Origin of the sequence: Rubricella aquisinus, from assembly GCF_014199445.1 — a bacterium.
GTDB lineage: Bacteria > Pseudomonadota > Alphaproteobacteria > Rhodobacterales > Rhodobacteraceae > Rubricella > Rubricella aquisinus.
In genome coordinates this window covers 280,232-303,344 of record NZ_JACIJS010000002.1, presented here as the reverse complement: position 1 = coordinate 303,344, position 23,113 = coordinate 280,232, and the positions used below count along the sequence as shown (strand labels likewise).

The 23,113-nt window shown below is 61.9% G+C and carries 23 protein-coding genes and 1 tRNA gene; 8 read left to right on the top strand and 16 right to left on the bottom strand.

Annotated elements, in window-relative coordinates; all coding sequences use genetic code 11:
* The first annotated feature begins 1 nt into the window (after position 1).
* The gene (locus FHS89_RS04625; protein ID WP_184008997.1) at positions 2-472 is read left to right on the top strand and encodes a DNA polymerase III subunit chi; all 471 of its coding nucleotides are present in this window, start codon (positions 2-4) and stop codon (positions 470-472) included.
* On the opposite strand, the gene FHS89_RS04620 is transcribed toward FHS89_RS04625, so the two are convergent.
* Genes FHS89_RS04620 through FHS89_RS04610 form a run of 3 tightly spaced genes read right to left on the bottom strand, consistent with a single transcriptional unit; the run spans position 453 to position 3,536 of the window.
* Complete coding sequence (locus tag FHS89_RS04620) at positions 453-1,031, bottom strand: retropepsin-like aspartic protease family protein (protein ID WP_184008996.1); 579 nt, start codon at positions 1,029-1,031, stop codon at positions 453-455. The genes FHS89_RS04625 and FHS89_RS04620 overlap by 20 nt on opposite strands.
* A gap of 13 nt (positions 1,032-1,044) precedes the next feature.
* Positions 1,045-1,662: a MarC family protein gene (locus FHS89_RS04615; protein WP_425502774.1), complete on the bottom strand. Its 618-nt coding sequence runs from the start codon at positions 1,660-1,662 to the stop codon at positions 1,045-1,047.
* Positions 1,662-3,536 carry an ABC-F family ATP-binding cassette domain-containing protein gene (locus FHS89_RS04610; protein ID WP_184008994.1) on the bottom strand — a complete coding sequence of 625 codons (1,875 nt, stop codon included), beginning with the start codon at positions 3,534-3,536 and terminating at the stop codon, positions 1,662-1,664. The genes FHS89_RS04615 and FHS89_RS04610 overlap by 1 nt, the downstream gene beginning before the upstream one ends.
* Before the next feature lie 127 nt (positions 3,537-3,663).
* Between FHS89_RS04610 and ndk the strand changes: the two genes are divergently transcribed.
* Positions 3,664-4,086: a nucleoside-diphosphate kinase gene (gene ndk, locus FHS89_RS04605; protein WP_184008993.1), complete on the top strand. Its 423-nt coding sequence runs from the start codon at positions 3,664-3,666 to the stop codon at positions 4,084-4,086.
* A gap of 718 nt (positions 4,087-4,804) precedes the next feature.
* Here the strand turns inward: ndk and FHS89_RS04600 are convergent.
* From FHS89_RS04600 to purM, 4 genes are all read right to left on the bottom strand, one after another.
* Positions 4,805-5,170: a SpoIIAA family protein gene (locus FHS89_RS04600; RefSeq protein ID WP_184008992.1), complete on the bottom strand. Its 366-nt coding sequence runs from the start codon at positions 5,168-5,170 to the stop codon at positions 4,805-4,807.
* Between the two features lie 63 nt (positions 5,171-5,233).
* Positions 5,234-5,545, bottom strand: coding sequence for a TfoX/Sxy family DNA transformation protein (locus FHS89_RS04595; protein WP_184008990.1), 312 nt, complete (start codon positions 5,543-5,545; stop codon positions 5,234-5,236).
* On the bottom strand, positions 5,542-6,132 hold the full coding sequence (purN, locus tag FHS89_RS04590) for a phosphoribosylglycinamide formyltransferase (RefSeq protein WP_184008988.1): 591 nt from the start codon (positions 6,130-6,132) through the stop codon (positions 5,542-5,544). The genes FHS89_RS04595 and purN overlap by 4 nt, the downstream gene beginning before the upstream one ends.
* The gene (gene purM / locus FHS89_RS04585; protein ID WP_184008986.1) at positions 6,129-7,175 is read right to left on the bottom strand and encodes a phosphoribosylformylglycinamidine cyclo-ligase; all 1,047 of its coding nucleotides are present in this window, start codon (positions 7,173-7,175) and stop codon (positions 6,129-6,131) included. The genes purN and purM overlap by 4 nt, the downstream gene beginning before the upstream one ends.
* 84 nt (positions 7,176-7,259) lie before the next feature.
* Between purM and FHS89_RS04580 the strand changes: the two genes are divergently transcribed.
* Both FHS89_RS04580 and FHS89_RS04575 read left to right on the top strand, forming a co-directional pair.
* Positions 7,260-7,336: transfer RNA gene (locus tag FHS89_RS04580), tRNA-Ile, on the top strand.
* A 103-nt stretch (positions 7,337-7,439) separates the two neighbouring features.
* Complete coding sequence (locus FHS89_RS04575; RefSeq protein ID WP_184008984.1) at positions 7,440-8,465, top strand: fatty acid desaturase; 1,026 nt, start codon at positions 7,440-7,442, stop codon at positions 8,463-8,465.
* Here the strand turns inward: FHS89_RS04575 and eda are convergent.
* Both eda and edd read right to left on the bottom strand, forming a co-directional pair.
* Entirely contained in the window at positions 8,462-9,091 is a 630-nt protein-coding gene (gene eda / locus FHS89_RS04570) for a bifunctional 4-hydroxy-2-oxoglutarate aldolase/2-dehydro-3-deoxy-phosphogluconate aldolase (RefSeq protein WP_184008982.1), read from the bottom strand. The genes FHS89_RS04575 and eda overlap by 4 nt on opposite strands.
* A 27-nt stretch (positions 9,092-9,118) precedes the next feature.
* Complete coding sequence (gene edd / locus FHS89_RS04565; protein WP_184008980.1) at positions 9,119-10,942, bottom strand: phosphogluconate dehydratase; 1,824 nt, start codon at positions 10,940-10,942, stop codon at positions 9,119-9,121.
* A gap of 212 nt (positions 10,943-11,154) precedes the next feature.
* Between edd and FHS89_RS04560 the strand changes: the two genes are divergently transcribed.
* Positions 11,155-11,979 (top strand): universal stress protein, encoded by an 825-nt coding sequence (locus tag FHS89_RS04560; protein ID WP_184008978.1) that lies wholly within the window; start codon positions 11,155-11,157, stop codon positions 11,977-11,979.
* Here FHS89_RS04560 and FHS89_RS04555 read toward each other — a convergent pair.
* The 5 genes from FHS89_RS04555 to FHS89_RS04535 form a co-directional block, all read right to left on the bottom strand.
* Positions 11,976-14,012 carry an ASKHA domain-containing protein gene (locus tag FHS89_RS04555; protein ID WP_184008976.1) on the bottom strand — a complete coding sequence of 679 codons (2,037 nt, stop codon included), beginning with the start codon at positions 14,010-14,012 and terminating at the stop codon, positions 11,976-11,978. The two genes, FHS89_RS04560 and FHS89_RS04555, sit on opposite strands and share 4 nt — an antisense overlap.
* An 81-nt stretch (positions 14,013-14,093) precedes the next feature.
* A complete protein-coding gene (locus FHS89_RS04550; protein ID WP_184008974.1) occupies positions 14,094-15,248 on the bottom strand; it encodes a CaiB/BaiF CoA transferase family protein in 1,155 nt (384 codons plus the stop codon).
* A gap of 205 nt (positions 15,249-15,453) precedes the next feature.
* Positions 15,454-16,410, bottom strand: a complete 957-nt coding sequence (locus tag FHS89_RS04545) for a methyltetrahydrofolate cobalamin methyltransferase (protein WP_184008972.1) — start codon at positions 16,408-16,410, stop codon at positions 15,454-15,456.
* 27 nt (positions 16,411-16,437) lie between these two features.
* Positions 16,438-17,355, bottom strand: coding sequence for a methylenetetrahydrofolate reductase (locus FHS89_RS04540; protein WP_184008970.1), 918 nt, complete (start codon positions 17,353-17,355; stop codon positions 16,438-16,440).
* A 4-nt stretch (positions 17,356-17,359) separates the two neighbouring features.
* A complete protein-coding gene (locus tag FHS89_RS04535) occupies positions 17,360-17,677 on the bottom strand; it encodes a virulence factor (RefSeq protein WP_184008968.1) in 318 nt (105 codons plus the stop codon).
* Positions 17,678-17,886: 209 nt separating this feature from the next.
* On the opposite strand from FHS89_RS04535, the gene metF reads away from it, so the two are divergent.
* The 3 genes from metF to FHS89_RS04520 all read left to right on the top strand — a co-directional run bounded on the left by metF (position 17,887) and on the right by FHS89_RS04520 (position 20,709).
* Positions 17,887-18,768 (top strand): methylenetetrahydrofolate reductase [NAD(P)H], encoded by an 882-nt coding sequence (gene metF, locus FHS89_RS04530; protein ID WP_184008966.1) that lies wholly within the window; start codon positions 17,887-17,889, stop codon positions 18,766-18,768.
* Between the two features lie 102 nt (positions 18,769-18,870).
* Entirely contained in the window at positions 18,871-19,983 is a 1,113-nt protein-coding gene (locus tag FHS89_RS04525) for a Ppx/GppA phosphatase family protein (protein WP_184008964.1), read from the top strand.
* A complete protein-coding gene (locus FHS89_RS04520) occupies positions 19,984-20,709 on the top strand; it encodes an RlmE family RNA methyltransferase (RefSeq protein WP_184008962.1) in 726 nt (241 codons plus the stop codon).
* Between the two features lie 56 nt (positions 20,710-20,765).
* On the opposite strand, the gene bchJ is transcribed toward FHS89_RS04520, so the two are convergent.
* Together bchJ and bchE are read right to left on the bottom strand one after the other, a co-directional pair.
* Positions 20,766-21,326, bottom strand: coding sequence for a bacteriochlorophyll 4-vinyl reductase (gene bchJ, locus FHS89_RS04515; protein ID WP_184008960.1), 561 nt, complete (start codon positions 21,324-21,326; stop codon positions 20,766-20,768).
* Positions 21,323-22,963 carry a magnesium-protoporphyrin IX monomethyl ester anaerobic oxidative cyclase gene (gene bchE / locus FHS89_RS04510; RefSeq protein WP_184008958.1) on the bottom strand — a complete coding sequence of 547 codons (1,641 nt, stop codon included), beginning with the start codon at positions 22,961-22,963 and terminating at the stop codon, positions 21,323-21,325. The genes bchJ and bchE overlap by 4 nt, the downstream gene beginning before the upstream one ends.
* Between the last annotated feature and the right edge of the window lie 150 nt (positions 22,964-23,113).

Here is a 23,113-nt window from a genome sequence, read left to right as displayed (position 1 = left end):
TATGGGTGAGATCCGCTTCTACCGGCTGGGGGAGGAGGGTGTCGATGGCACGCTCCCCCTGCTGTTGGAGCGGGTTTTGGCGCGCGGGCAGCGGGCCTTGGTGCGTGCAGGCATGGCGGAGGCTTTGCCCCGGCTGGATGCGCGGCTCTGGACCTATGCGCCGGACAGTTTCCTGCCCCATGGCATTGCAGGTGGCCCCCATGACGCGGACCAGCCTGTGCTGCTGACCACCGACACGGGGCGCAACGGCGCGGATGTGCTGTTCCTGACCGATGGCGCGCGCGTTGATCCGGCGGAGGCCGATGATTTAGCGATGATCGTGCGCCTGTTCGAGGACCGCGACGGGGAGGCCGTGGCGCAGGCGCGGGAGGATTGGCGGGCAGTGACACAGGCGCAGAAAGAGGCCGTTTTCTGGGCCCGCGAGGGTGGCAAATGGGTGGAAAAGGCGCGCTCTAGCGCGTCAGGGTCATGACATCACCCGCCACGTTGATCTGGCTGAACCGATCGAGATAGCTCATCCCAAGGAGCGAAATGGCCAATTCGCCCCCATTCACCGTGGCAAACACGTTGCGATCCGTCTGATCGGCGAGCGTGATCGTGTCCAGTACGACATTGGCGAGGCGCACCGTGCCATTGGCGGTCATCGCGCGCCCGCTGAAATTGAGCGTTGCAGGGTCGATCCCGGCGCGCATGGCGTCCTGTCGGGCGAGCACGATGCTGCTGGCGCCGGTATCGACGATGAAGCGGACGGGCGTGTCGTTCACCTCCGCCACCGTCACGAAATGACCAGAGCCGTCCCGGCGCAGGATAATCTGCTCCCCAGTGCTGACGGCGGAATTGGGAAACAGTGCGTGTTCGAGCGGCGCGCGAAAGCTGAACAGGAGTGTCGCGCCAAGAATGATCAACCCCCAGATCGCGGCATGTTGCAGCCCTTGGCTCAACCGGCCACGATAATAGGCGAAAATCCCGCTCAGCAGCGCCACCCCAAGGATGGAGAGAAACACCAGCCGTGCGTAATCCGGCTCACCCATGATATCGCTCCTGTCAGATCAGGCCGACATCCCGAAGCCCGTCCAGAATGAACTGGATCGACAGGGCGGCCAACAACACGCCGAGAACCCTTGTCACCACATTGATCCCCGTCTGGCCCAGAACACGCTCGATCATGCCCGCAGCCAGAAACAGGACATAGGCAATTGTCAGCACAAATAAAGCCACGCCCAGCATCATGAATTGGCCCGGCACGTCGCCCTGATGCTCGTTCATCAACAGAATGATGGTGGTGAGCGATCCGGGACCCGCCAAAAGGGGCAGGGCGATGGGAAAGATCGACGGATCGTGATCATTCGCGATCTCGGCATCGGCGGTTTTCTCCCGCCGCTCCTTGCGCCGCTCAAACAGCATGTCGAGGGAAGTCAGGAACAACAGCACCCCGCCCGAGATGCGGAACGCGGGCATCCCGATGCCGATTGCATCCAGAATCGTCTCCCCCGCAAAGCCAAAGAGCGCGATCAGGCCAAAGGCGATCAGCACCGCGCGCAGGGCAATCGCGCGCCGTTTCTGGGCTGCCATGCCCGCCGTCAGTGCAATAAACAGGGGCGCCAGCCCAATCGGATCAATGATCACAAAGAGGGTGACGAAGGCGGGGACCAGATCACTCATCATCCGCGTTCCGCCTTTTCCAGCTTGGTTTGCACCTGCTCCCAGATCTTCTCCGCCCGGGTGAGGGCGGTGAGGATTTCCCCGCGTTTCTTTTGCAACTCTTCCAATTCCGCCCCATCAGCGGATTTGTAGAGCACCGGATCGGCAAGGCGCAGGTCGATCCGGTCGCGCATCTGCTCAAGTTTGGCCACGCGGTCCTCTGCCTTGGCCAATTCCGCACGCAGGGGGGCGAGGATTTTGCGGCGGTCGGCATTGGCCTTGCGCGCCTCTTTCTTCACCTCCGGCTCTTTCGCGGCCTTGGAGCCGCCAGAGCCGCGCTCTGACAGGAGGAGGCGTTTATATTCCTCCATATCGCCGTCAAACCGGCGCACGGTGCCGTCCTTGACCAGCCAAAGCTGATCCGCCACCGCATTCACCAGATCGGGATCGTGGGACACGAGGATCACCGCCCCCTCAAACGCGCCAAGCGCCTCGACAAGAGCCGCACGGCTCTCAATATCAAGGTGGTTCGTCGGCTCATCGAGGATCAGAAGGTGCGGCGCGTCAATCGCCGCGATCATCATCGCAAGCCGCGCCTTTTGCCCGCCCGACAGGCGCGCAACCTCGGTATCCGCGATGTCGTTATGGATGCCACCCGCAGCCAGACGCGCGCGGATTTTCGACACAGGCTCCAAGGGGCGCAGCGCGCGAATGTGCAGGAATGGCGTTTGATCGGCGTGCAATTCATCAAGCTGGTGCTGGGCAAAGAAGCCAACGCGCAGTTTCCGCGCGCGTGTTACATCCCCCGATTGCGGCTCAAGTCGTTCGGCCAACAGCTTGGAAAGGGTGGATTTCCCTTGCCCATTGGCGCCCAAAAGCGCGATGCGGTCATCCTCATCAATCCGCAGATCAAGGGATTTGAGGATCGTTGTGTCCCCGTAACCGACGGAGGTGCCGTCAAGCCGGATGATCGGGGGCGACAGCGGCTCCGGGTTGGGGAAGGTGAAGCGGGCGACGCGCGCCTCGATGGTGGCGGCGACTGGCTCCATCCGTTCCAGCATCTTGAGGCGGGATTGCGCCTGTTTCGCCTTTGACGCCTTGGCGCGGAACCGATCCACGAAGGCTTGCATATGGGCGCGGGCGTCCTCCTGCTTGCGGCGCTGCGCGTCCTGCTCGGCCATGCGCGCGGCGCGCTGGCGAGCGAAGGTTTCATAGCCCCCGGTGTAGAGGGTCAGTTTCTGCTGATCGAGATGCAGGATCGCGTTCACGGACCGATCCAACAATCCCCGGTCGTGGGAAATGATGACAGCAGTGTGCGGATAGCGGGCGATATAGCTTTCCAGCCAAACCGCGCCTTCAAGATCGAGGTAGTTCGTCGGCTCATCCAGCAGCAATAGGTCGGGCGCGGAAAAGAGCACGGCAGCCAGCGCTACACGCATCCGCCACCCGCCGGAGAAATCCGCCGCTGCCCGGCGCTGTGCCACCGCGTCAAACCCAAGACCATGAAGGATGGAGGCCGCGCGCGCTTCTGCCGAATGGGCGTCGATATCCGTCAGCCGCACCTGAATTTCGGCGATGCGGTTGGGATCGGTCGCGGTCTCCGCCTCCGCCATCAGGCGCGCGCGCTCCAGATCGGCGGCTAGCACGATGTCGATCAGGCTGTCCTGAGAGCCGGGCACCTCCTGATCCACGCCGCCCACGCGGGCGCGGGCCGGGATGCCGATCTCCCCGCCATCCAGCGCCCATTGCCCCCGGATCAGGCGAAACAGCGTGGTTTTGCCCGCGCCATTGCGCCCGACAAAGCCGACTTTATGACCAGCGGGAATGGTCGCGGATGCGCCGTCAAAGAGCCTGCGCCCCTCCAGCGTGAAGGTGATATCATTCAGCGTTAACATGGCGCCTGCCATAACGCCGTTTTGCCTGAGACGAAAGGTGTCTTTATCCCGGCGCGCGCCCGTGCTAAGCGCCCGCAGGATTTATCGGGTTGCCCCCACGGGCCGCCCCCAGACAGGAGTATGACCCATGGCCGTGCAACGCACTTTTTCCATCATCAAGCCCGACGCGACCAACCGCAACCTGACCGGTGCGATCAACGCGAAATTCGAGGCCGCTGGCCTGCGCATCGTCGCGCAAAAGCGGATCCACCTGACCAAAGCGCAGGCGGGCGAATTCTATGCCGTCCACAAAGAGCGCCCGTTCTATGACGAACTGTGCGAATTCATGTCCTCCGCCCCGATCGTGGCGCAGGTGCTGGAAGGCGAAGACGCCATTGCAAAGAACCGCGAAGTGATGGGTGCGACCAACCCCGCAGAAGCCGCAGACGGTACGATCCGCAAGGAATTCGCGCTCTCCATCGGTGAGAACTCCGTCCACGGCTCCGACGCGGCAGAAACCGCAGCGGTTGAGATCGCATATTTCTTCTCCGGTCTTGAACTGGTCGGCTGAACCGGTTTGACGGGATAAGACATTGGAAAGCCCCGCAGGTGATGCGGGGCTTTTTTTGTGAGTGGTGTATGAAGATCCGGTTGGTGCGACGACTGATTGTCTGGTGAGCCGATGACCGTTTTGGTCCAAAACTGTTTTGGCGTGTGATGAGGGCATCGCCGGACCGGGGGGCCGGTCTGGCGGTGCCTGGCTCCGTCGTCTCGATTCTAGGCAGGGTCCGACATCGCAGGCTTGCTTCGTCCGTAAACCGGGATTTGGGCCGTGTATGAGACGCTCTACCAAAAACGAAGGTCTACTTGGAGCCCGAATGTGGCCCGTTGACCAACCGGCATAGCTATGATTAAGAAAAGCAAGCTAGGAATTAGGAATTTGAGCTATGCCATGCAGCGAAAATTTGGGTTCAGTACATCTTGTATTTTGGCCCGGAACGTTTCTGCTGATCTACCTTGTTGCAAAGCACAACCAATTCGGGCTGAAAGAGGCTGTTCTGGCACTTGTCGGAGTAAAGAAATTTCAGCGTACCTTGCTGATTAATACTGTCCTTGCAGCGACCCTCTTGGGGTCACTCGGTTTGGCTGTTTGGATCATTCAAACGTGTCCCAACTGATTAATGCAACGGCAGGATCGTCCCGTTGGCTGCTCGTTTCCTTCTCAAAAGCCGCACTCGGCGGGTGGGGTCAGGCTCTATCATCCCGACCGAATTGCGGGCCGCATTCCCTCACGCGGTCAGCCACATCTCCGCCGCTTCGGCCTCGTTCAGGGCGAATGTCTTGATGGTGATGCCCGGGATCATGGCGCCTTCGATCTCTGCCGCGCGTTTGATCCAATCCGTGTCACAGAGCACCGCACAACGGTCGATCCGGTGGATCAGCGCGAAAAGGCGCGGCATATAGGCCAGTTCCACCAGCAGCGCGCCGCCCGTGGGCCACTGGAAATCGGTGATGGTATAGAGCGCCTGCCCATGGGCCATCCCGTCCGTCTTGTCCAACAGATCATCCAGAACAGCCGCCATGGCGGGGCCATCCAACGGGCCGTCCAAGACCAGATCGACCCGGTTGTCAGATACGCGCGTGGTTGTCAGCATCGTGTCCTCCTTTGGTTGCGCGCTTATCTTAGCGCGTCACAGGGGGCGGTGCCTTGATCTGCCTCAGGATCCCAGACCGAAATCGTCGAGGAATTGGTCAAGCTCGGATTTGGCAGGGCGGGATTTGATCGCGTCGAACCGTTTGCGCAAATCCGGTTTCTCCGCGTCGCTGAGGCTTTTCCAGCCCCGATCCTGAAGGCCCAGAACCAAAGCGCAATAGGCGATGAAATGGGGTTTGTGCCCGCCTACGACCAAGCGGCGATAGGCTTCGTCCGCGCCAAGGGCGTGCAGCTCCTCCGCCGTGGTGAGGCCCGCGCGGGCGAATTGCGCCTCCATTTTTGGGCCCATATTGCGGATGGTGCTGATGGCGCTCATGTCAGGGCGAGCGGGCTGCGGTCCCCCGCGACGAAGCGCGCCAAAACCGCTGGGTAGAGGCGGTGTTCCTGCACCAGCACCTTGGCCGCGAGCGTGTCCGCCGTGTCGCCAGACTCCACCGGTACGACGGCCTGTCCAAGGATTGGTCCGGCATCAAGATCGGGGATCACCTCATGCACGGTGCAGCCATGCACCGCGACACCAGCATCAAGCGCGCGCTGGTGGGTGTGCAGCCCCTTGAACAGCGGCAGCAGGGACGGATGGATGTTGAGCATCCGACCCTCCCACGGACGGATGAAGTCAGCGGTCAGAATGCGCATGAAGCCTGCAAGGCAAAGGATATCCGCCTTTGCGGGGGTAAGTGCCGCCTGCACTGCGGCCTCAAAGGAGGCGCGGTCGGCGAAGTCCTTGTGATCCACGCAGGCGGTCGGGATGCCGCGCGCGGCGGCTTTGGCAAGCCCGCCCGCATCGGGACGATTGGCCAGCACCATCGCAGGTTGGGCCGCCACATCGCCCCGGTCCATTGCGTCCAGCAGGGAGAGCATGTTCGACCCCCCGCCAGAAATCAGGATCGCGACCCGTGTCACCGCAGGCGGCCCGAGTAGCGCACGCCGTCGCCCGCCGTGATGCGCCCGATCTGGGCGACGCTCTCTCCCGCGCCGGTCAGTGCCTCCGTGAGGGCCATGGCGCGGGACGGCTCGACGACGAGGATCATGCCGATGCCGCAGTTGAAGGTTTTGAGCGCCTCTGCCTCATCCATATTTGCCGCCCCGATCAGCCAGTCGAGCACCGGCGGCAGGGACCATGTGTCGAGGTCAATCTCTGCTCCCAATCCGTCAGGCAGCACGCGCGGCAGGTTCTCCGTCAACCCGCCACCGGTAATATGGGCGAGCGCATGCACCCCGCCTGTGCGGATCGCGCCAAGGCAAGAGCGGACATAGACTTTCGTCGGGGCAAGGAGCGCCTCCCCAAGCGGGCCGTCGCCAAAGGGGGCGGGTGCGTCCCATGCCAGTCCTTCGCGCTCCACGATCCGGCGCACCAGCGAATAGCCGTTGGAATGCACCCCTTTAGATGCAAGGCCCAGCAACACGTCATCTTCTGCCACGCCATCGGGCAGGGCGGTGCCACGCTCCATCGCGCCCACGGCAAATCCGGCAAGGTCGAAATCGCCCTTGGCGTACATGCCGGGCATCTCGGCGGTTTCGCCGCCGATGAGAGCGGCGCCGGATTGGCGGCAGCCTTCCGCGATGCCTTCGATCACGCGCGCACCCTCATCCACCGACAATTTGCCGGTGGCGAAATAATCGAGGAAAAACAGCGGCTCAGCCCCCTGGCAGACCAGATCGTTGACGCACATCGCCACCAGATCAATCCCAACCGTGTCGAGCAATCCGGTATCAATCGCGATACGCAGTTTCGTGCCGACGCCATCGGTTGCGGCCACAAGCACCGGATCGTCATAGCCCGCGGCCTTGAGATCAAACAGCGCGCCAAATCCGCCAAGGCCAGAGGCGACACCGGGGCGGCTGGTGGATTTCGCCGCAGGCTTGATCCGGTCCACAAGCGCATTGCCCGCATCAATATCAACGCCCGCCTGGGCATAGGTGAGGCCGGGTTTCTGGTCAGACATGGGGAGGCTCCGTTTTACTTTGCGCCGAGGGATACAAGCCCCCCTTGACCCTGTCCATCCCCCTAGGTATCGCAATCCTACGGTGGGCCTGTAGCTCAACTGGTTAGAGCAGAGCGCTCATAACGCTTTGGTTGCGGGTTCAAGTCCTGCCGGGCCTACCACCGGTTCCCCTCAAATGAGAAAAGCCGCGACGTGCAGGTCATTTTGCTTGCCTTGTGCAACTGTTGCTTTATCCCCATGGGTAATTATCCGGGAAGGGGCAAAATGACCGACACCGCCGCGCCTTGCGCGACCCGCACGCCGCAGCAATGGGTGAAAGTCCTTGCCAAATATCGTGATCCGAACACCGCGCGCAGCAGTTTTGAACTGGCGGTGAGTTTTATCCCCTTTGTCCTGCTTTGGGTGCTGGCCTGCATCGTGGTGCAATACAGCTATCTCGGCGCGTTTCTGATTTCCGTGCTCAATGGCGCGTTTCTGCTTCGGCTGTTTTGTATTCAGCATGATTGCGGGCATGGCTCGTTTCTGGGCAACCGTTTGGCGAGCGATTGGATCGGGCGGGTGCTGGGCGTCATGACGCTCACCCCTTATGACGTGTGGCGGCGGACCCATTCGATCCATCACAGCCATGCGGGTGATCTGGGGCATCGCGGGATTGGCGATGTGATGACGCTCACCATTGAGGAATATCACCAGCGCACCCGGTTTGGGCGGTTTTTGTATCGCGCCTATCGCCATCCAATCGTGATGTTCGGGCTGGGGCCGACCTATCTGTTCATCCTGCAAAACCGGCTGCCCATCGGGATGATGTCGCAGGGGCGCAAATATTGGATTAGTGCGATGGGCACGAATATCGCCATCGTGGCGATCCTCAGCGTGATCGTCTATTTCGGCGGCTGGGGCGCGTTGTTTCTGGTGTTTTTGCCGTCCTCGTTGGTGGCTGCATCTATCGGGGTCTGGCTGTTTTATGTGCAGCACCAGTTCGAGATGACCCATTGGGACGAAGAGGATGACTGGCAGCTGCATGAGGCCGCGCTGCATGGCAGCTCCCATTACGATCTGCCGCCTATTCTGATGTGGTTCTCTGCCAATATCGGCATCCATCATGTGCATCACCTCTATAGCCGCATTCCGTTTTACCGGTTGCGGGAGGTGCTGCGCGATCATGAGGAATTGGTGGAGTGCAGCCGCCTCACATTCCGCGAAAGCCTGCGCTGCGCCAGCCTTGATCTGTGGGATCAAAAGCGGCGCAAGCTGGTGTCGTTCAAGGCGGCGCGGGCGCTCGCGGCTTAACCAAGCGCGTCTGTGGTCGCCCGGGCGAGGCGTTCGATCCCCGCCCAATCCTCGGCCCGTGCCATGTCGGGCGGGCAGACCCAGCTTCCGCCCACGGTCACGACATTCGGCAGCGCGAGGTAATCCTTCGCATTCTTAAGGCTCACGCCGCCCGTCGGGCAGAACGCCACATCCGCCAGCGGGGAGGCGAGGCTTGACAGCATCTTGACCCCGCCTGCGGCCCCTGCGGGAAAGAATTTGAGCACTTCAAACCCACGCTCCGCCAGCACCATCGCCTCAGTCGGGCTGGCGCAGCCGGGCAGGAACGGAAAGCCCGCCTCCTGCACCGCATCCATCAACGCAGCAGGGGAGCCGGGGGAGACGCCGAATTGGCAGCCTGCGTCGATACAGGCCGCTACATCCGCGACTTTGCGCAGCGTGCCCGCTCCCACGACCGCGCCCTCAACCTCTGCTGCAATGGCGCGGATCGCGTCGAGTGCCACGGGCGTGCGCAAGGTCACCTCAAGCGTGGTGATCCCGCCCGCGACAAGCGCCTTTGCCAGCGGTACGGCATGGGCCAACTCCTCAATCACGATGACGGGGATCATCGGGGCGGATTTGGCGAGTGCGAGGGTGGAAAGGGTCATGGATGCCTCCTGAGGCGAATACGTCAATTAATCTACAAACAGCGGTGAGGCGCCAAGTGCCGGTGCGCTGACATTCTGCCGGAACACTTCGAACAACTCGCGCCCGATGCCGAATTTATTGGCCGAAAGGTCTGCCGTCACAGGCTCCCGCGAGGCAAATTCCGCCGCATCGACCAGCACTTCCAGCGTTCCGGTTTCTCCATCCAGACGGATCACATCGCCGTCGCGCAGGCGTGCGATAGGGCCAGCATCCGCGGCCTCTGGGGAGAGGTGGATCGCCGCAGGCACCTTGCCCGACGCGCCCGACATGCGGCCATCGGTGACGAGAGCAACCTTGAAGCCCTTGTCCTGCAACACACCCAGCATCGGCGTCAGCGAATGGAGTTCGGGCATTCCGTTGGCCTTTGGCCCTTGGAAGCGGACGACGCAGATCACGTCCCGCTCCAATTCGCCCGCCTGAAACGCTGTTTTGACATCGCCCTGATCGTGGAAAATGCGGCAGGGTGCTTCGATCACGCGGCGCTCGGGCTTCACGGCGGAGGTCTTGATCACTGCATCGCCAAGGTTCCCGCGCAAAAGCGTCAGACCACCGGTTGCCTGGAACGGGTTGGAGATCGGGCGCACGATCATCTCATTGCCGGAGGTCGGATCGGCGTCGACATATTCGATCTCGTCATGTTCGTTGAGGCGCGGCTCTTTGGTGTAGCGGTTCAGCCCGTCGCCCGCGATGGTGCGCACATCCTCATGCATCAGCCCGGCACTCAGCAATTCGCGCATCATGAAAGAGAGGCCACCGGCGGCATGGAACTGGTTCACATCCGCAAGCCCGTTTGGATAGACCTTCGCCAATGACGGGGTCACGGCGCTGAGGTCCGACATATCCTCCCATGTGATCACGATGCCCGCCGCGCGCGCCATCGCCACAAGATGCAGCACAAGGTTGGTGGAGCCGCCCGTGGCGTGCAGGCCGACCATGCCGTTCACGAACGCTTTCTCGTCGAGCACGGCAGAGCAGGGGGTGAATTCATTGCCCTGTGCGGTGATCTCAAGCGCGCGCTTGGTCGCGAGTTTGGTGAAGGCTTCCCGAAGGGGCGTGCCGGGATTGACGAAGCTGGAGCCGGGCATGTGCAGCCCCATGAATTCCATCAGCATCTGGTTGGTGTTCGCGGTGCCGTAGAAGGTGCAGGTGCCGGGGCCATGATAGGATTTCATTTCCGCTTCCAGAAGCTTGTCCCGGCCCACTTCGCCCTTCGCGTATTGCTGACGCACGCGCGCCTTTTCGTCATTGGGCAGGCCGCTGACCATTGGCCCGGCGGGCACGAAAATCGCGGGGATATGGCCGAAGGTGGCCGCCGCAATCACCAGACCCGGCACGATCTTGTCGCACACACCCAGATAGATCGCGCTGTCGAACGCGTTATGGGACAGGCCAACCCCGGCGGCGAGCGCGATCACATCGCGGGAGAATAGGGACAATTCCATGCCCGGCTGGCCCTGCGTGACGCCATCACACATCGCCGGCACGCCGCCTGCGACCTGTGCCGTGCCGCCCGCCGCGCGCGCAGCCTGACGGATCACTTCGGGATATGTTTCAAAGGGCTGATGGGCCGACAGCATGTCGTTATAGGCGGTGATGATCCCGATATTCCCGGCATCCGTTTTGGCGATGCTGTCCTTGTCATGGGTCGAGCAGGCCGCCGTCACATGAGCAAGGTTCCCGCACGACAGGACAGAGCGGTGCGGCCCATTGTCGATCGCGCGATTCATCCGGTCGAGATAGACCTCGCGCAGAGGCTTGGAGCGCTCGCGGATGCGGTCGGTGACTTGGGCGATTTCGGTGCGGACGGACATATTTTTTCCTTTTCTCACTGCGTGCAGCGGGCAAAGTGGCTCAAACCGTTTTGATACCGGTGTTTTAGGGGCAACCGGCCTGCCGCACAAGAAGGCGCGCACGCCATTTTTGACCCGCGTCAAAGTATCGGGAGGCGACTCGCGCTACCCTTATCTTAGCTGATGGAGCGGCGCATTGTGTGCCGCCGCCATCGGGCAAATGGGAGGCTGCAATGAGTATTCAGACAATCCTTGCCATCTATGACGGATCCGAAGGGGCCGCGGCGCGGCTCGACCGGGCGATCACGCTGGCGCGCGACCATGATGCGCATCTGACGGTATATTGCTTTGAGCTTGATCCAAGCTATCCGCCGCAGATTTACGGCGGTGGGGTCGCCACCGTGTATGCGGGGCTGATCGAGGACGCGCAAAAGCGGCTGGTTAAAAGCGCGGAGGCTGCAACCGCGCAGCTTGACCGCAGCGGGCTGGCCTATGACGTCCATCAACGGTTCTGCTTTTATGACCGGGTGGCGGAGGATGTGTGCGCATTGGCGCGCTTTGCCGATCTGACGGTTTTGTCGGACCCCAAGGGGCTGCCCTTGGAAGAGACGCTGACGCGGGTGCTTGAAGCGTCGCTGTTCGGGGCGGAGGCGCCAACCATGGTGCTGCCCACGGGCTATGAGGGCAGCGTAGCCACGAAAATCCAGCTTGCCTGGAACGGGGGCGGGGAGGCGATGCGCGCCTTGCGGGCCGCCATGCCCCTGATCCGCAAGGCGGGGCGGATCGACATCCTTGTGGTCGATCCTGACGCGGAGGCGATTGAAGGCGCGCGGGTGGCGCAATTCCTCGACCGGCACGGTATCGCGGCAGAGATCGTGCCGCTTGCCTCAAACGGGCGCAGTGTGTCCGACACGCTCGCCGATCATGTCGCGGTGTCGGGTGGGGATCTCTTGGTGATGGGAGCCTACGGGCATAGCCGCCTGCGGGAATTCTTCCTTGGCGGGGCGACGCGGGACATGCTGGCAAGCCTTCCTGCGCCGGTGATCATGGCCCATTAAGCGCGGGTGCGTCGGCGACGACGCCCGCCGCCATCCTCACCCGATCCGCCCGCGTTGAAGGACACTTTGGGCAACGTGACCTCGGCCTGAAGCCGCGCATAGGGATCGCTCGCATGGGGGATGTTCGATGCAGCGACGAAGTGCTCCTGAAACCGCGGCTCGACCGCGGTTTCGACCTTTTGGATGCGGCGTACGATGCCTTCGACCTCCCGCCGGGCGGAGCGGTTCAAAAGGGCTATGCGCGCGCCACTGCCCGCAGCATTGCCCGCACTCGTGACCTTATCGACGTCGCAATCGGGGATCATTCCCAACACCATCGCGTGTTTGGGGGAGATATGCGCGCCAAACGCCCCGGCAAGGACCACGCGGTCCACATCATCCACGCCCATCTGATCCATCAACAGCCGCGCGCCTGCATAAAGGGCCGCTTTGGCCAGTTGGATCGCGCGCACATCGCCATTGGTCACAGTGATGCGCGGCGTGTCCGCGTCCCCTTCCCAGAGCACATATTCATGGGTCCGGCCCGCCGGGATCAGCCGGGAAGTGCCGACCTGCTCGGCCGAGCCGATCAGACCACCGGGATCGACGATACCGGCCATGCGCATCTCGGCAATCGCCTCGATAATACCGGAGCCGCAAATGCCGGAGATGGGCGGCGCATCCTCGATAAAGCCGTCCTCATCGGACCACTTCTCAGAGCCGATCACGCGAAAGCGCGGCTCTTTCGTCACCGGATCAATCCGCACCCGCTCAATCGCACCGGGGGCAGCACGCTGGCCCGAACTGATCTGCGCGCCCTCAAAGGCCGGGCCGGTGGGCGAGGAGCAGGCCAGCACTTTCGTGGTGTTGCCCAGCAGAATTTCGGCATTGGTGCCCACATCGACCATCAAAACGAGGTCTTCGGATTTATGCGGCGCTTCGGACAGTGCCACGGCGGCCGCATCGGCCCCCACATGCCCCGCGATGCAGGGCAGGATATAGACCTGAGCGGCCGGGTGGAATGGCAGGTCAAGATTGCGCGCGGCCAGCGTCAGCGCGTTCGCGGTCGCAAGGGCAAAGGGCGCCTGACCCAATTCCACCGGATCAATGCCCAACAGCAGATGGTGCATAACCGGATTGGCGACGAACACCGCCTCAAAGATCAGCGCCGGATCAATCTCCGCCTCTTTGGCAAGGGTCTCAACGAGGGTCGCCATGCCTGTGCGCACCGCCAGCGTCATTTCCTCAGACCCGCCCGCGTTCATCATCGAATAGCTGACCCGGCTCATCAAATCTTCGCCAAAGCGGATTTGCGGGTTCATGATGCCCGAGGACGCGATGACGCGGCCCGTCTGCAAATCGCACAGATGGGCGGCGATGGTGGTCGAGCCAAGATCGACGGCCAGCCCGAAAAGCCCGCCTTCGTGAAATCCGGGCCATACATGCAGGATGCGCGGCGTGGCGCCCTCCGCAGCCTGATAGACCGCGACGGTCACTTTCCAGTCGCCTTTGCGCAGGCGGGTCTGGAGCGTGGCAAGAATACTGTAATCGGCCTCCGCCCCCGTGATCTGCCATTGCGTCTCCAGCGCGGCACAGAGCCGTTCCAGATCGCCGGAGGGCTCGTGCATATCCGGCTCTTCCACCTCGATGTAGAAAAGCCGCGTGCAAGGCTCCATCACGATTTCGCGCGTGTCGGCGGATTTGCGCACGACCTGTTTGTGCACTTGGCTTTCGGCGGGCACGTCGATGATGATATCGCCTTCCACCTTGGCCTGACAGCCCAGACGCCGCCCGGGTTTCATGCCGCGCTTGGATTTGTAGCGCTCCTCAACTGCGTTCCAGTCGGACAGCGCGTCCTCGCGGCTGACGACGCCATGTTTGGAGAATTCGCCAAAGGAGGGCTGCACCTGACATTTGGAGCAGATGCCGCGCCCGCCACACACACTATCAAGGTCCACGCCCAGCTTGCGCGCGGCCTCAAGCACCGGCGTGCCCACAGGGAACCGCCCGCGTTTGCCCGAAGGGGTGAAAATCACAAGCGGTTGGTCGGTCATGCTGGAGGCTCCTGTCCGGTGTTGGCTGGGTTTTAGCGCATCCATCGGGGAGGGCAACGGCCTAGGCGCGGCAGGAATTGGTCATTTCCCGTCGCTCGGCTCCTCAAGCCATTGCAAAATCGCCGCACGGTCCGCATCGAGCAGCGGGGCAGGGCGTTTTTCCGGGCTGTCCTCAAGCCCGGACATCTTGATCGGGTTACCCGCCGCGTGATGGACGCGATCACCCTGCGGCACCGTCGCGATCATGTTGCGGGCGATCAATTGCGGGTCTGTCATCGCCTCTGCGATGGTCTGGATCGGACCAGTGGGGATGCCCGCGCTGCGCAGGGCCGCGATCCAGTGCGCCTTGGGCTGGCCAAGGGTCACAGCCTCAATGAGGCGCTTGAGAAGCGCGTGATGGGTGCAACGTGCGGCGTTGCTGGCAAAGCGCGGATCGGTCTTGAGCGGCAGGTCCAACAGATCGCACAGTTTACCAAAAAGCGCGTCATTGCCCGCCGCGATCACAAACAGACCGTCCCGCGCGTGAAACGTCTCAAACGGTGTGATCGACGGATGCCGCGCGCCATTGGGGCCGGGGGCGATGCCGGTCTCCCCGGTCAGGGCAATGGCATGTTCCAGAATGGCATATTGCCCATCCAGCATCGCCACATCGACAAATCGGCCAAGCCCCGTGCGCGCCCGATCATGCAAGGCGGCCATCAGCCCGTTGGCCAGAAACAGGCCCGCCACGATATCCCCGATGGAGGCGCCGGCGCGCACCGGCTCCCGCCCATCCTCACCCGTGATCGACATCACACCCGCGCGGGCCTGTACGACCATGTCATAGCAGGGATGCTGGCTGTCCGGCCCGGTATGGCCAAAGCCGGAACTGGCCCCATAAATCAGCGCCGGAAAGCGGGCATGGAGCGTATCCCAGCCCAGCCCGAGCCGATCCATCACACCGGGGCGGTAGTTCTCGACAAGGATATCCGCACGCGCCAGAAGCGCATCGAAGGTGACGCGATCCTCAGGCGATTTGAGATCCAGCGCGATGGAGGATTTGCCCCGGTTGATCGTCGCGAAATACGCACTTTGCCCATCCACGATGGGAGGAAAGGCGCGGGTGTCATCGCCAAGGCCGGGGCGCTCCACTTTGATCACGCGTGCCCCCAGATCGGCCAGAATCATCGTGGCATAGGGGCCGGCAAGAACATGGGTCAGGTCAAGGACGGTGATATCAGCAAGGGGAGCGGTCATGAGAAGCCTCCGGTCAGGTGGCCGCAGTATCGCGCGGCCCATCGCGGGTTACTTTGATTTAGGTCGTGTATGGCCCTGAAAAGCGCGCGGGCGCGCTTTGCCTCCGGCGGGAGGTATTTGGGGAAAAAAGAAGTCGGGAGATGCGCAAGAGAAAGGGCGCAGCTTTTGTGAAGATGCGCCCTTAAGTGTATGAGAATGTTTTAATTTATGCCGGACGGCGACGCCCGCGGCCTGCGCGGCGACCGCGCGCGCCAGCCTCCACTTCGCCCTCAGCCAAAACCGGCTTGTTCGCCCTGATCCATTCAGCGCCATGGGGGTCATTGTTCATCAGGAAGTTGGCGGCGCGGATCGCCTCCATCTCCTGTGGGCGAACGGGGTTCATGATGGCCGAGGTCATGCCGGACGCAATCGCCATCGGCAGGAAGGCCGCGTTGATGCCATGCCGGTTGGGCATCCCAAAGGACACGTTGGAGGCCCCGCAGGTCGTGTTCACGCCCAATTCGTCCCGCAGGCGGCGGACGAGTGCGAACACCTGCAACCCTGCCGTGGCCATCGCCCCGATTGGCATGACCAGCGGATCGACCACGATGTCATGGGCCGGAATGCCGTAATCGGCGGCCCGCTCGACGATCTTTTTGGCAACCGCGAAGCGTACCTCGGGGTCTTCTGAGATGCCAGTATCGTCATTGGAGATCGCAACCACGGGGACGTTGTATTTCTTGACCAGTGGCAAGATGGTCTCAAGCCGCTCTTCCTCGCCAGTAACGGAGTTCAGGAGCGGGCGGCCCTCGCACGCCTCAAGCCCGTTTTCCAGCGCGCCGGGAACGGAGCTGTCGATGCACAATGGCACATCGACGAGAGCCTGCACCCGTTTGATCAGTTCGGGCATCAGCATCGGCTCGACGAAGTTATTGTCGGCGTAGCGGGGATCCTCCGCCATTTTGTTGGTGAACACGGCACCAGAATTGACGTCCAGCATCGTCGCACCGCAGGCGACCTGCTCCAGTGCGTCTTTCTCGACAGTGGTGAAATCGCCCAGTTCCAACTCGGCGGCGAGTTTCTTGCGCCCGGTGGGGTTGATCCGCTCCCCGATCACGCAGAACGGCTCGTCAAAGCCGATGATGACGGTTTTGGTTTTGGATTCGACAATCGTGCGCGTCATGGCGGCAGATACCCTTGTCTTGAAACGTTATGCGGTGCGCGCCGCAGGCACAGAGCCATGCGCGCTGGTGAATTCAGCGGTTTTGGTGATGCCGCCAAGCGGGAAGAAATGCACAGCCTCGATGCCGAAATCGGGGTTGGCCGCCTTATGGGCCGCCAGATCGCGCAGAACCTCCTCCGGGGTGAAGGGCAGCATCAGTTTCGTCAGGTCCGCCGCGCGCTTTTTAAGCACGTTGAGCGAGGGGCCCACGCCGCAGGCCATGGCGAATTTGATCAGCGTTTGCAGCTTGGCCGGGCCTGCGACGCCGATATGGACGGGCAGGGTGATGCCTTCCGCCGCAAGCTTGTCCACCCATGCAATCACGGGCGCGGCTTCAAAACAGAATTGCGTGGCAATCGCCATCTCCGCGTCGGAGCGGTCGCGGAACGCCTGTTTCCAGCGCAGCGCGTCCATCACCATCCGGTCAGAGCCATCAGGGTCGATGTCCCGATTGCCCTCAGGATGGCCCGCCACATGAAGCCGCTTGAACCCGTGCGCGTCCAAGACGCCAGAGGAGAGCAGTTGCATGGAATTGTCATATTCACCACACGGCTGTGCGTTGCCACCCCCCAAGAGCAGGGCCTGATCAATCCCCAGATCCGCATAGGCGGATACCCAGTTGGTGAACTCCGCCTTGTCGGTGATGGAGCGCGCGGGCAGGTGCGGCATGACCGGAAAGCCCTCTTCGGTGATGCGCTTTGCGGTGGCGTGCATCTCCTCGAACGGGGTGCCGTCGATATGGGCGATATAGACGCGGGTGCCTGCGGGCAGGATCGCCTTGAAGCTCTCGATCTTGGAGGCGGTGCGCGGCATCACCTCGATCGAGAAGCCCTCAAGGAAGCTGCCCAATGTCGTTGTCGGCTGAACAGAGGCGCTGCGCCGTCCGAATTGAAGAATTTTGGCCATCGGATTAGTCCTCCGCGACTGGTGTTTTGGCCCAGCCGTCATTCGCGATCAAAACCTTGATCCGGTCGGCATCGTATTCCGCATCAAGGCGCGCGGCCTCTGCTTTCGCGATGTCGTCCTGATCCCCGTCAACCGAATAAGGGGCCGCCTTGCGCCATTCTGCGAGATAGGCGTCGCTGTCGCGTGCGCCGATTTTCATCGCGCAGCGGTCGATCGCCTGCTCAAACCGCTCAGGCAGGGCCGCCTTTGCCCCACGCCGCCCCTTGCCCACGATCACCTGAGCGGGGATATCGCGCCAGAAAACGAGGGTGACGTCAGGCATGAGAGGCTGTCCTTAACTTCGTGTTGTGGGTCGCTTTTGACCCGAAAACCGGGAGCGGTAGAGCGATTTGACGACGCGGCGTCGTCATTTCACGACATTTCCCGAAAATCCTATGGTTATTGCAAACGAATGCGTCGTTTTTTGTTCTTGTAGCGTCGCATATAACGCTCTATCTCGATAAACAACACCCATCTGATACGGAAAAAATCATGTCCGCGCGCGACACCACACTGTCTTTTGAGTTCTTCCCGCCACATTCGCCGGAAGCGACCATGCGGTTATGGGCGTCGGTGGAGCGGTTGGCGCCCCTTGGGCCGCAATTCGTCTCTGTCACCTATGGGGCAGGCGGCACGACGCGCGACCGGACCCGGCTGGCGATTGCCACCATTCGGGAGCGGGCACGGTTGAACGTCGCGGGGCATCTGACCTGCGTTGGCGCAAGCCGGGCGGAAACGCTCGCGGTGGCGGAGCAGTATCGGAAAGCTGGTGTCACGCGGATCGTGGCGCTGCGCGGCGACGCACCCAAAGGGGCGGACAAGTTCGAACCGCATCCCGATGGTTTTTCCGGTGCGGCAGAGCTTGTTTCCGCCTTGCGGGAGATGGGCGATTGGCAAATCTCCGTCGCGGCCTACCCGGAGGCGCACCCGGAGGCGACCTCGATGGAAGCAGATATCGAGCATCTCAAGCGCAAGATCGACGCGGGCGCTGATTCTGCCATCACCCAATTCTTTTTCGAGAATGACGTGTTCTACCGCTTCCGCGACAAATGCGCGGCGGCAGGGATCACCGCGCCGATCCTGCCCGGCATCCTGCCGGTGGAGCATTTCGGGCGGATGTGCAAATTTGCGGCGCGCTGTCAGGCGGATGTGCCCGAATGGATGCATTCGGCTTTTGGCAATTGCAAGGATGAGGAGGAGCATGCGCTCCTTGCCACAGCCATCGCGACGGAGCAGTGCACCGATCTGATGGCGAATGGGGTCTCTCATTTGCATTTCTACACGCTCAACAAGCCCGATCTGACGTTCAACATCTGTCAGGCGCTTGGCTTTGAGGCGCAGCCCTTTTCCATGGCGCAGGGTGCGGCGGGATAATCCGCCGCGCGCCTGCGACAACTTGAACAGTTCCGATCCGTCAGCTACATCTAAACCAAGGGGTTTCGCCGCGTCCGGCTTGAAACCCAATGGTTTGAGAACATGCGGGTTGAACGGAACAGGGATCAGGCAAAACGAAACACTCACGCGCGACAAACACCTCACCGGGCTGGGCCGCCCCTTTATGCGGCGCTCGATCTGGGGACAAATTCCTGCCGGATGCTCGTGGCCCGGCCGGATGGCGCACATTTCAAAATCGTTGACGCCTTTTCAAAGTCAGTAAAGCTGGGCCGGGAGCTGGAACGCTCCGGTGCGCTGAGCGAGGCTGCCATACGCCGCACGATTGCGGCATTGCAGGTCTGTGCCAGTAAGGTGAAGCGCAATCGGGTCACCCGGATGCGCATGGTTGCGACAGAAGCCTGCCGACGCGCCAGCAATGGTGAGCATTTCCTGCGACAAGTCACCCGCCAGACCGGGCTGAAGCTCGAAATGATCTCTCCGGCGGAGGAAGCGCGGCTTGCCGTGATCTCCTGCGCGCCGCTTGTCGATCCGATGGCGGAGCAGGTGCTGGTGATCGACATTGGCGGCGGCTCGACCGAGTTGATCTGGCTTGACCTCTCCGCCTTGGCACCAGAGGCCCGCAGCCGGGGCATGATGACCCTCTCCATCGACAAGAACCGCACCGGGCAGGCGGCCCATGGCATTCGGGTCGTGGACTGGATTTCGGTGCCGCTTGGCGTGGCGACGTTGCATGAGCGGTTCTCAGACGTGCGGGAGGTGCGGTCGCGCTTTGCGCTGATGTCTTGCTATTTTGAAGATGAGATGGCGGAATTCGCGCCCTATATGGATGAGATGAAGCCCGATTACCTCGATCAGTTCCAGATGATCGGCACATCGGGCACCGTGACCACGGTGGGTGCCGCACATCTGGGGCTGTCCCGCTATGACCGGTCGGTTGTGGATGGCATGACGCTGAGCGCGGGTCAGATCAACGATGTGATCGAGGGATTTCTGGGCACCGATTTCAAGGGGCGGATCGGGCAGCTCGGCATCGGGCTGGATCGCGCCGATCTGGTGTTGGCGGGGGCGGCGATCCTGCAAACGCTGCTGCGCATCTGGCCAACGGACCGGCTGCGTGTGGCGGATCGCGGCCTGCGCGAAGGGATGCTCTATTCGATGATGGGGGCCGATGGTGCCCTGAAGGGACCACGATAAATGGCTGGCAAACCACCGAAAAAGAACACTTCCGGGCGGGGGCAGCGGGATCTGACCGTCAGGGTGAAATCCGCGAAGGGGCGAAAGCTCAGTTCCACGCTGTGGTTGCAGCGGCAATTGAACGATCCCTATGTGCAGGCTGCCAAGCGCGACGGATATCGGGGCCGGGCCGCCTATAAGATATTGGAATTGGACGATAAGTTCAGGTTCCTTGTTCCCGGTGCGCGGATTGTCGATCTGGGATGCGCGCCGGGTGGCTGGTGTCAGGTGGCGGTCAATCGGTGCAACACGCTTGGCGAGAAGCAAGGCAAGCGGCAGGGCAGTATCCTCGGTATCGACTTGCAGGAGGTCGATCCGATCCCCGGCGCAGAAATCCATCAGCTCGACTTTCTGGAAGAGGGCGCGGATGACAAGGTGAAGGAATGGCTCGGCGGGCGCGCCGATGTTGTGATGTCCGATATGGCCGCCTTTGCGACGGGGCATAAGCAGACGGATCACCTGCGCATCATGGCACTGGTGGAGGCTGCGGCCTATTTCGCCTTTGACGTGCTGGATGAGGGCGGCACGTTTGTGGCCAAGGTCCTTGCTGGTGGGGCGGAGGGGGAGGTGCTGACGCTCCTCAAGCAACGCTTTAAGAAGGTGGTGCATGTCAAACCCCCGGCGAGCCGGTCGGACAGTTCCGAAAAATTCGTCTTGGCCACCGGATTTCGGGGGGATGCGGGGTAGAATCGCGCTGGCGCGCGATGCCTCCGGCGGGAGGTATTTTTGGAAAAAAGAAACGGTCAGGCGGGGCGCGTGACTTCAAACCGGCAGGCCTCGGCCCCCATGGCGCAGCAGGCGCGTTCCGTGACGCGAAGGCGTGGATCGGCAAGGCTCTGGTAGAGTGTTTCAAACACCGCCACATGCCAGTCGCAGCCAAGCGGGCCCGCGAGTGGGTTTTGCGCAATTTCCAAGGTGAGCGGGCGGCGGCGCGATATGGTAAACGCACCCGAGCCGCTAAACGTCCATGCATGCGCTGCGATGGCGCGGGTCAGGAGCGGGATCGCCATTGGCGCGGGCAAGTGGCGCAAGAGCCATTGTGCGCGCGCCGGGATGCGGTGGGCAAGGATGTAGTGCGCGGTTGCCGCCCCAGCCTCCCGCGCGACGGCGCGCGGGTCCGGCACCAGATCGGGCAGCGCGGCATGAGCGCGGGCTGCAACCCTTTCCTCAATCATGCCCGTCGCGTCAGGCCAGTCGGCAAGGCCTGCCGCGCGCAGCATATCCGCGATCAGCGCCTCCCCTCCGCGCGCATCCAGCGGCGCGCGCAGTTGCAGGATGGCGTTTGGGCCGACCAGGGCTGTCATGCGTCTTCTGGCATTTGGAAGCTGCCGCCGCCGCACGCCTTGACCGCTTCGCGGTCTTTGGCGCGCGCCTTGCCCTGCGCACGGATCGCGTCGCGGCGTTCTTGTGCCTTTGCGGCGCGATCGGCGGCGGCCTCCCAATCGGCGGCCTGTTCGGGGGCGATGGCGCGGGCCGCGTCAAAGTGGAAATCAACCTTCTTTTTCGATTGCGGGCCCCAATAGCCAACTTTGCCCAGATCATAGAAGGTGCGCGCAAAGCCCGCCTTGGCGAAGGCCTTGAGGCAGCCCAGCAGATACCGACGCCGGAAGCCCGTGCCGCGCCACGGATAGTGGAACAGCGCCTTTTTCATGTAGAAGCGGCGGTAGTTTTTCATCACCCCGTCCAAAAGCTCCGCACGGTCCATCGCCTTGGGTTTCATGATCGGGGTGACGAAATTGTATTTCGAGAAGTCAAACACCTCCACCTGATCGGAAATTTCCTGATAAAGCGGGGTGAAGGGCCATGGGGTATACATTGCCCAATTGGCAAGGTCAGGCTGCCAGTCCCACGCCATTTGATACGTTTCTTCAAGGGTTTGCGGCGTTTCGTTATCAAGACCCACGATGAATTGCGCCTCCACGAAGATATCCGCTTCGCGCAGCAGGCGGATGGCCTCCTTGTTTTCTTCGACCTTGGTTTCCTTGTTGAAGACGTCGAGTTTTAGCTGTGCCGCAGCCTCCGTGCCCAAGGACACATGGACAAGGCCCGCGCGGCGGTAAAGGCCCAGCAATTCGCGGTCGCGGTAGATGTCCGTGACGCGGGTGTTGATGCCCCATTTCACCTTGTCGGGCAGGCCGCGCGCGATCAATTCTTCACAGAATTGGATGAATTTCTTGCGGTTGATGGTGGGTTCCTCATCGGCAAGGATGAAGAAGCCGACATCGTGTTCGTTCACCAGCCGCTCAATCTCATCCACCACTTTCAACGGATCGCGCACGCGGTAATCGCGCCAGAATTTCCATTGCGAGCAGAAAGAGCAGGTAAACGGGCAGCCGCGCGCCATGTTGGGGATCGCGACGCGCACACCGAGGGGGACGTAGATATATTTCTCCCATTCAAGGATCGTCCAATCAGGGTCAATCCCGTCAAGATCCTTGACGGTGGAGGCGGGCAGGGTTGCCACGATCTCTGACCCATCACGATAGGCGATGCCCTTGATCTGTTTGCGGTTGGCCGGATAGTCGCCCGCGTGGATCGCATTGATGAGGTTCACGAGGATTTCCTCCCCCTCGCCGCGCACAATCACGTCAATCCAGGGTGCTTCCGACAACACCTGACGGTACATAAAGGTCGCGTGCACCCCGCCAAGGATACCGATGGCGCCAGGTACAACCTCCTTGCCGATCTGGAGCGCCCGTTCCGCGACATAGATCGACGGGGTGATCGCGGTCACGCCGATGACATCGGGTGCAAGTTCTGCCAAGCGGGCGCGGAGCGCGTCATCGTCGATATCATTCGTCATCGCGTCGATGAAATGAATGTCGTCATAGCCCGCACGGCGGAGCGAGCCGGTGAGATACGCGACCCAAGCGGGCGGCCAGCTTCCGGCAATCTCGGCGCCGCCGGAATGGTAGTTGGGGTGAACGAACACGATGCGCATAGCCAGACCTTTCCCTGTGATGCTCAAAGGCTACAGGCAGAAGTGTCATCTTTTATTGACACACATCAAAGCGGCCAACGCCCCTTTCCAAATCGCTGTGGTCATGTCATAGGGCGGTGGCAACACCAGTAATCGCCTCACAGGAGTTGC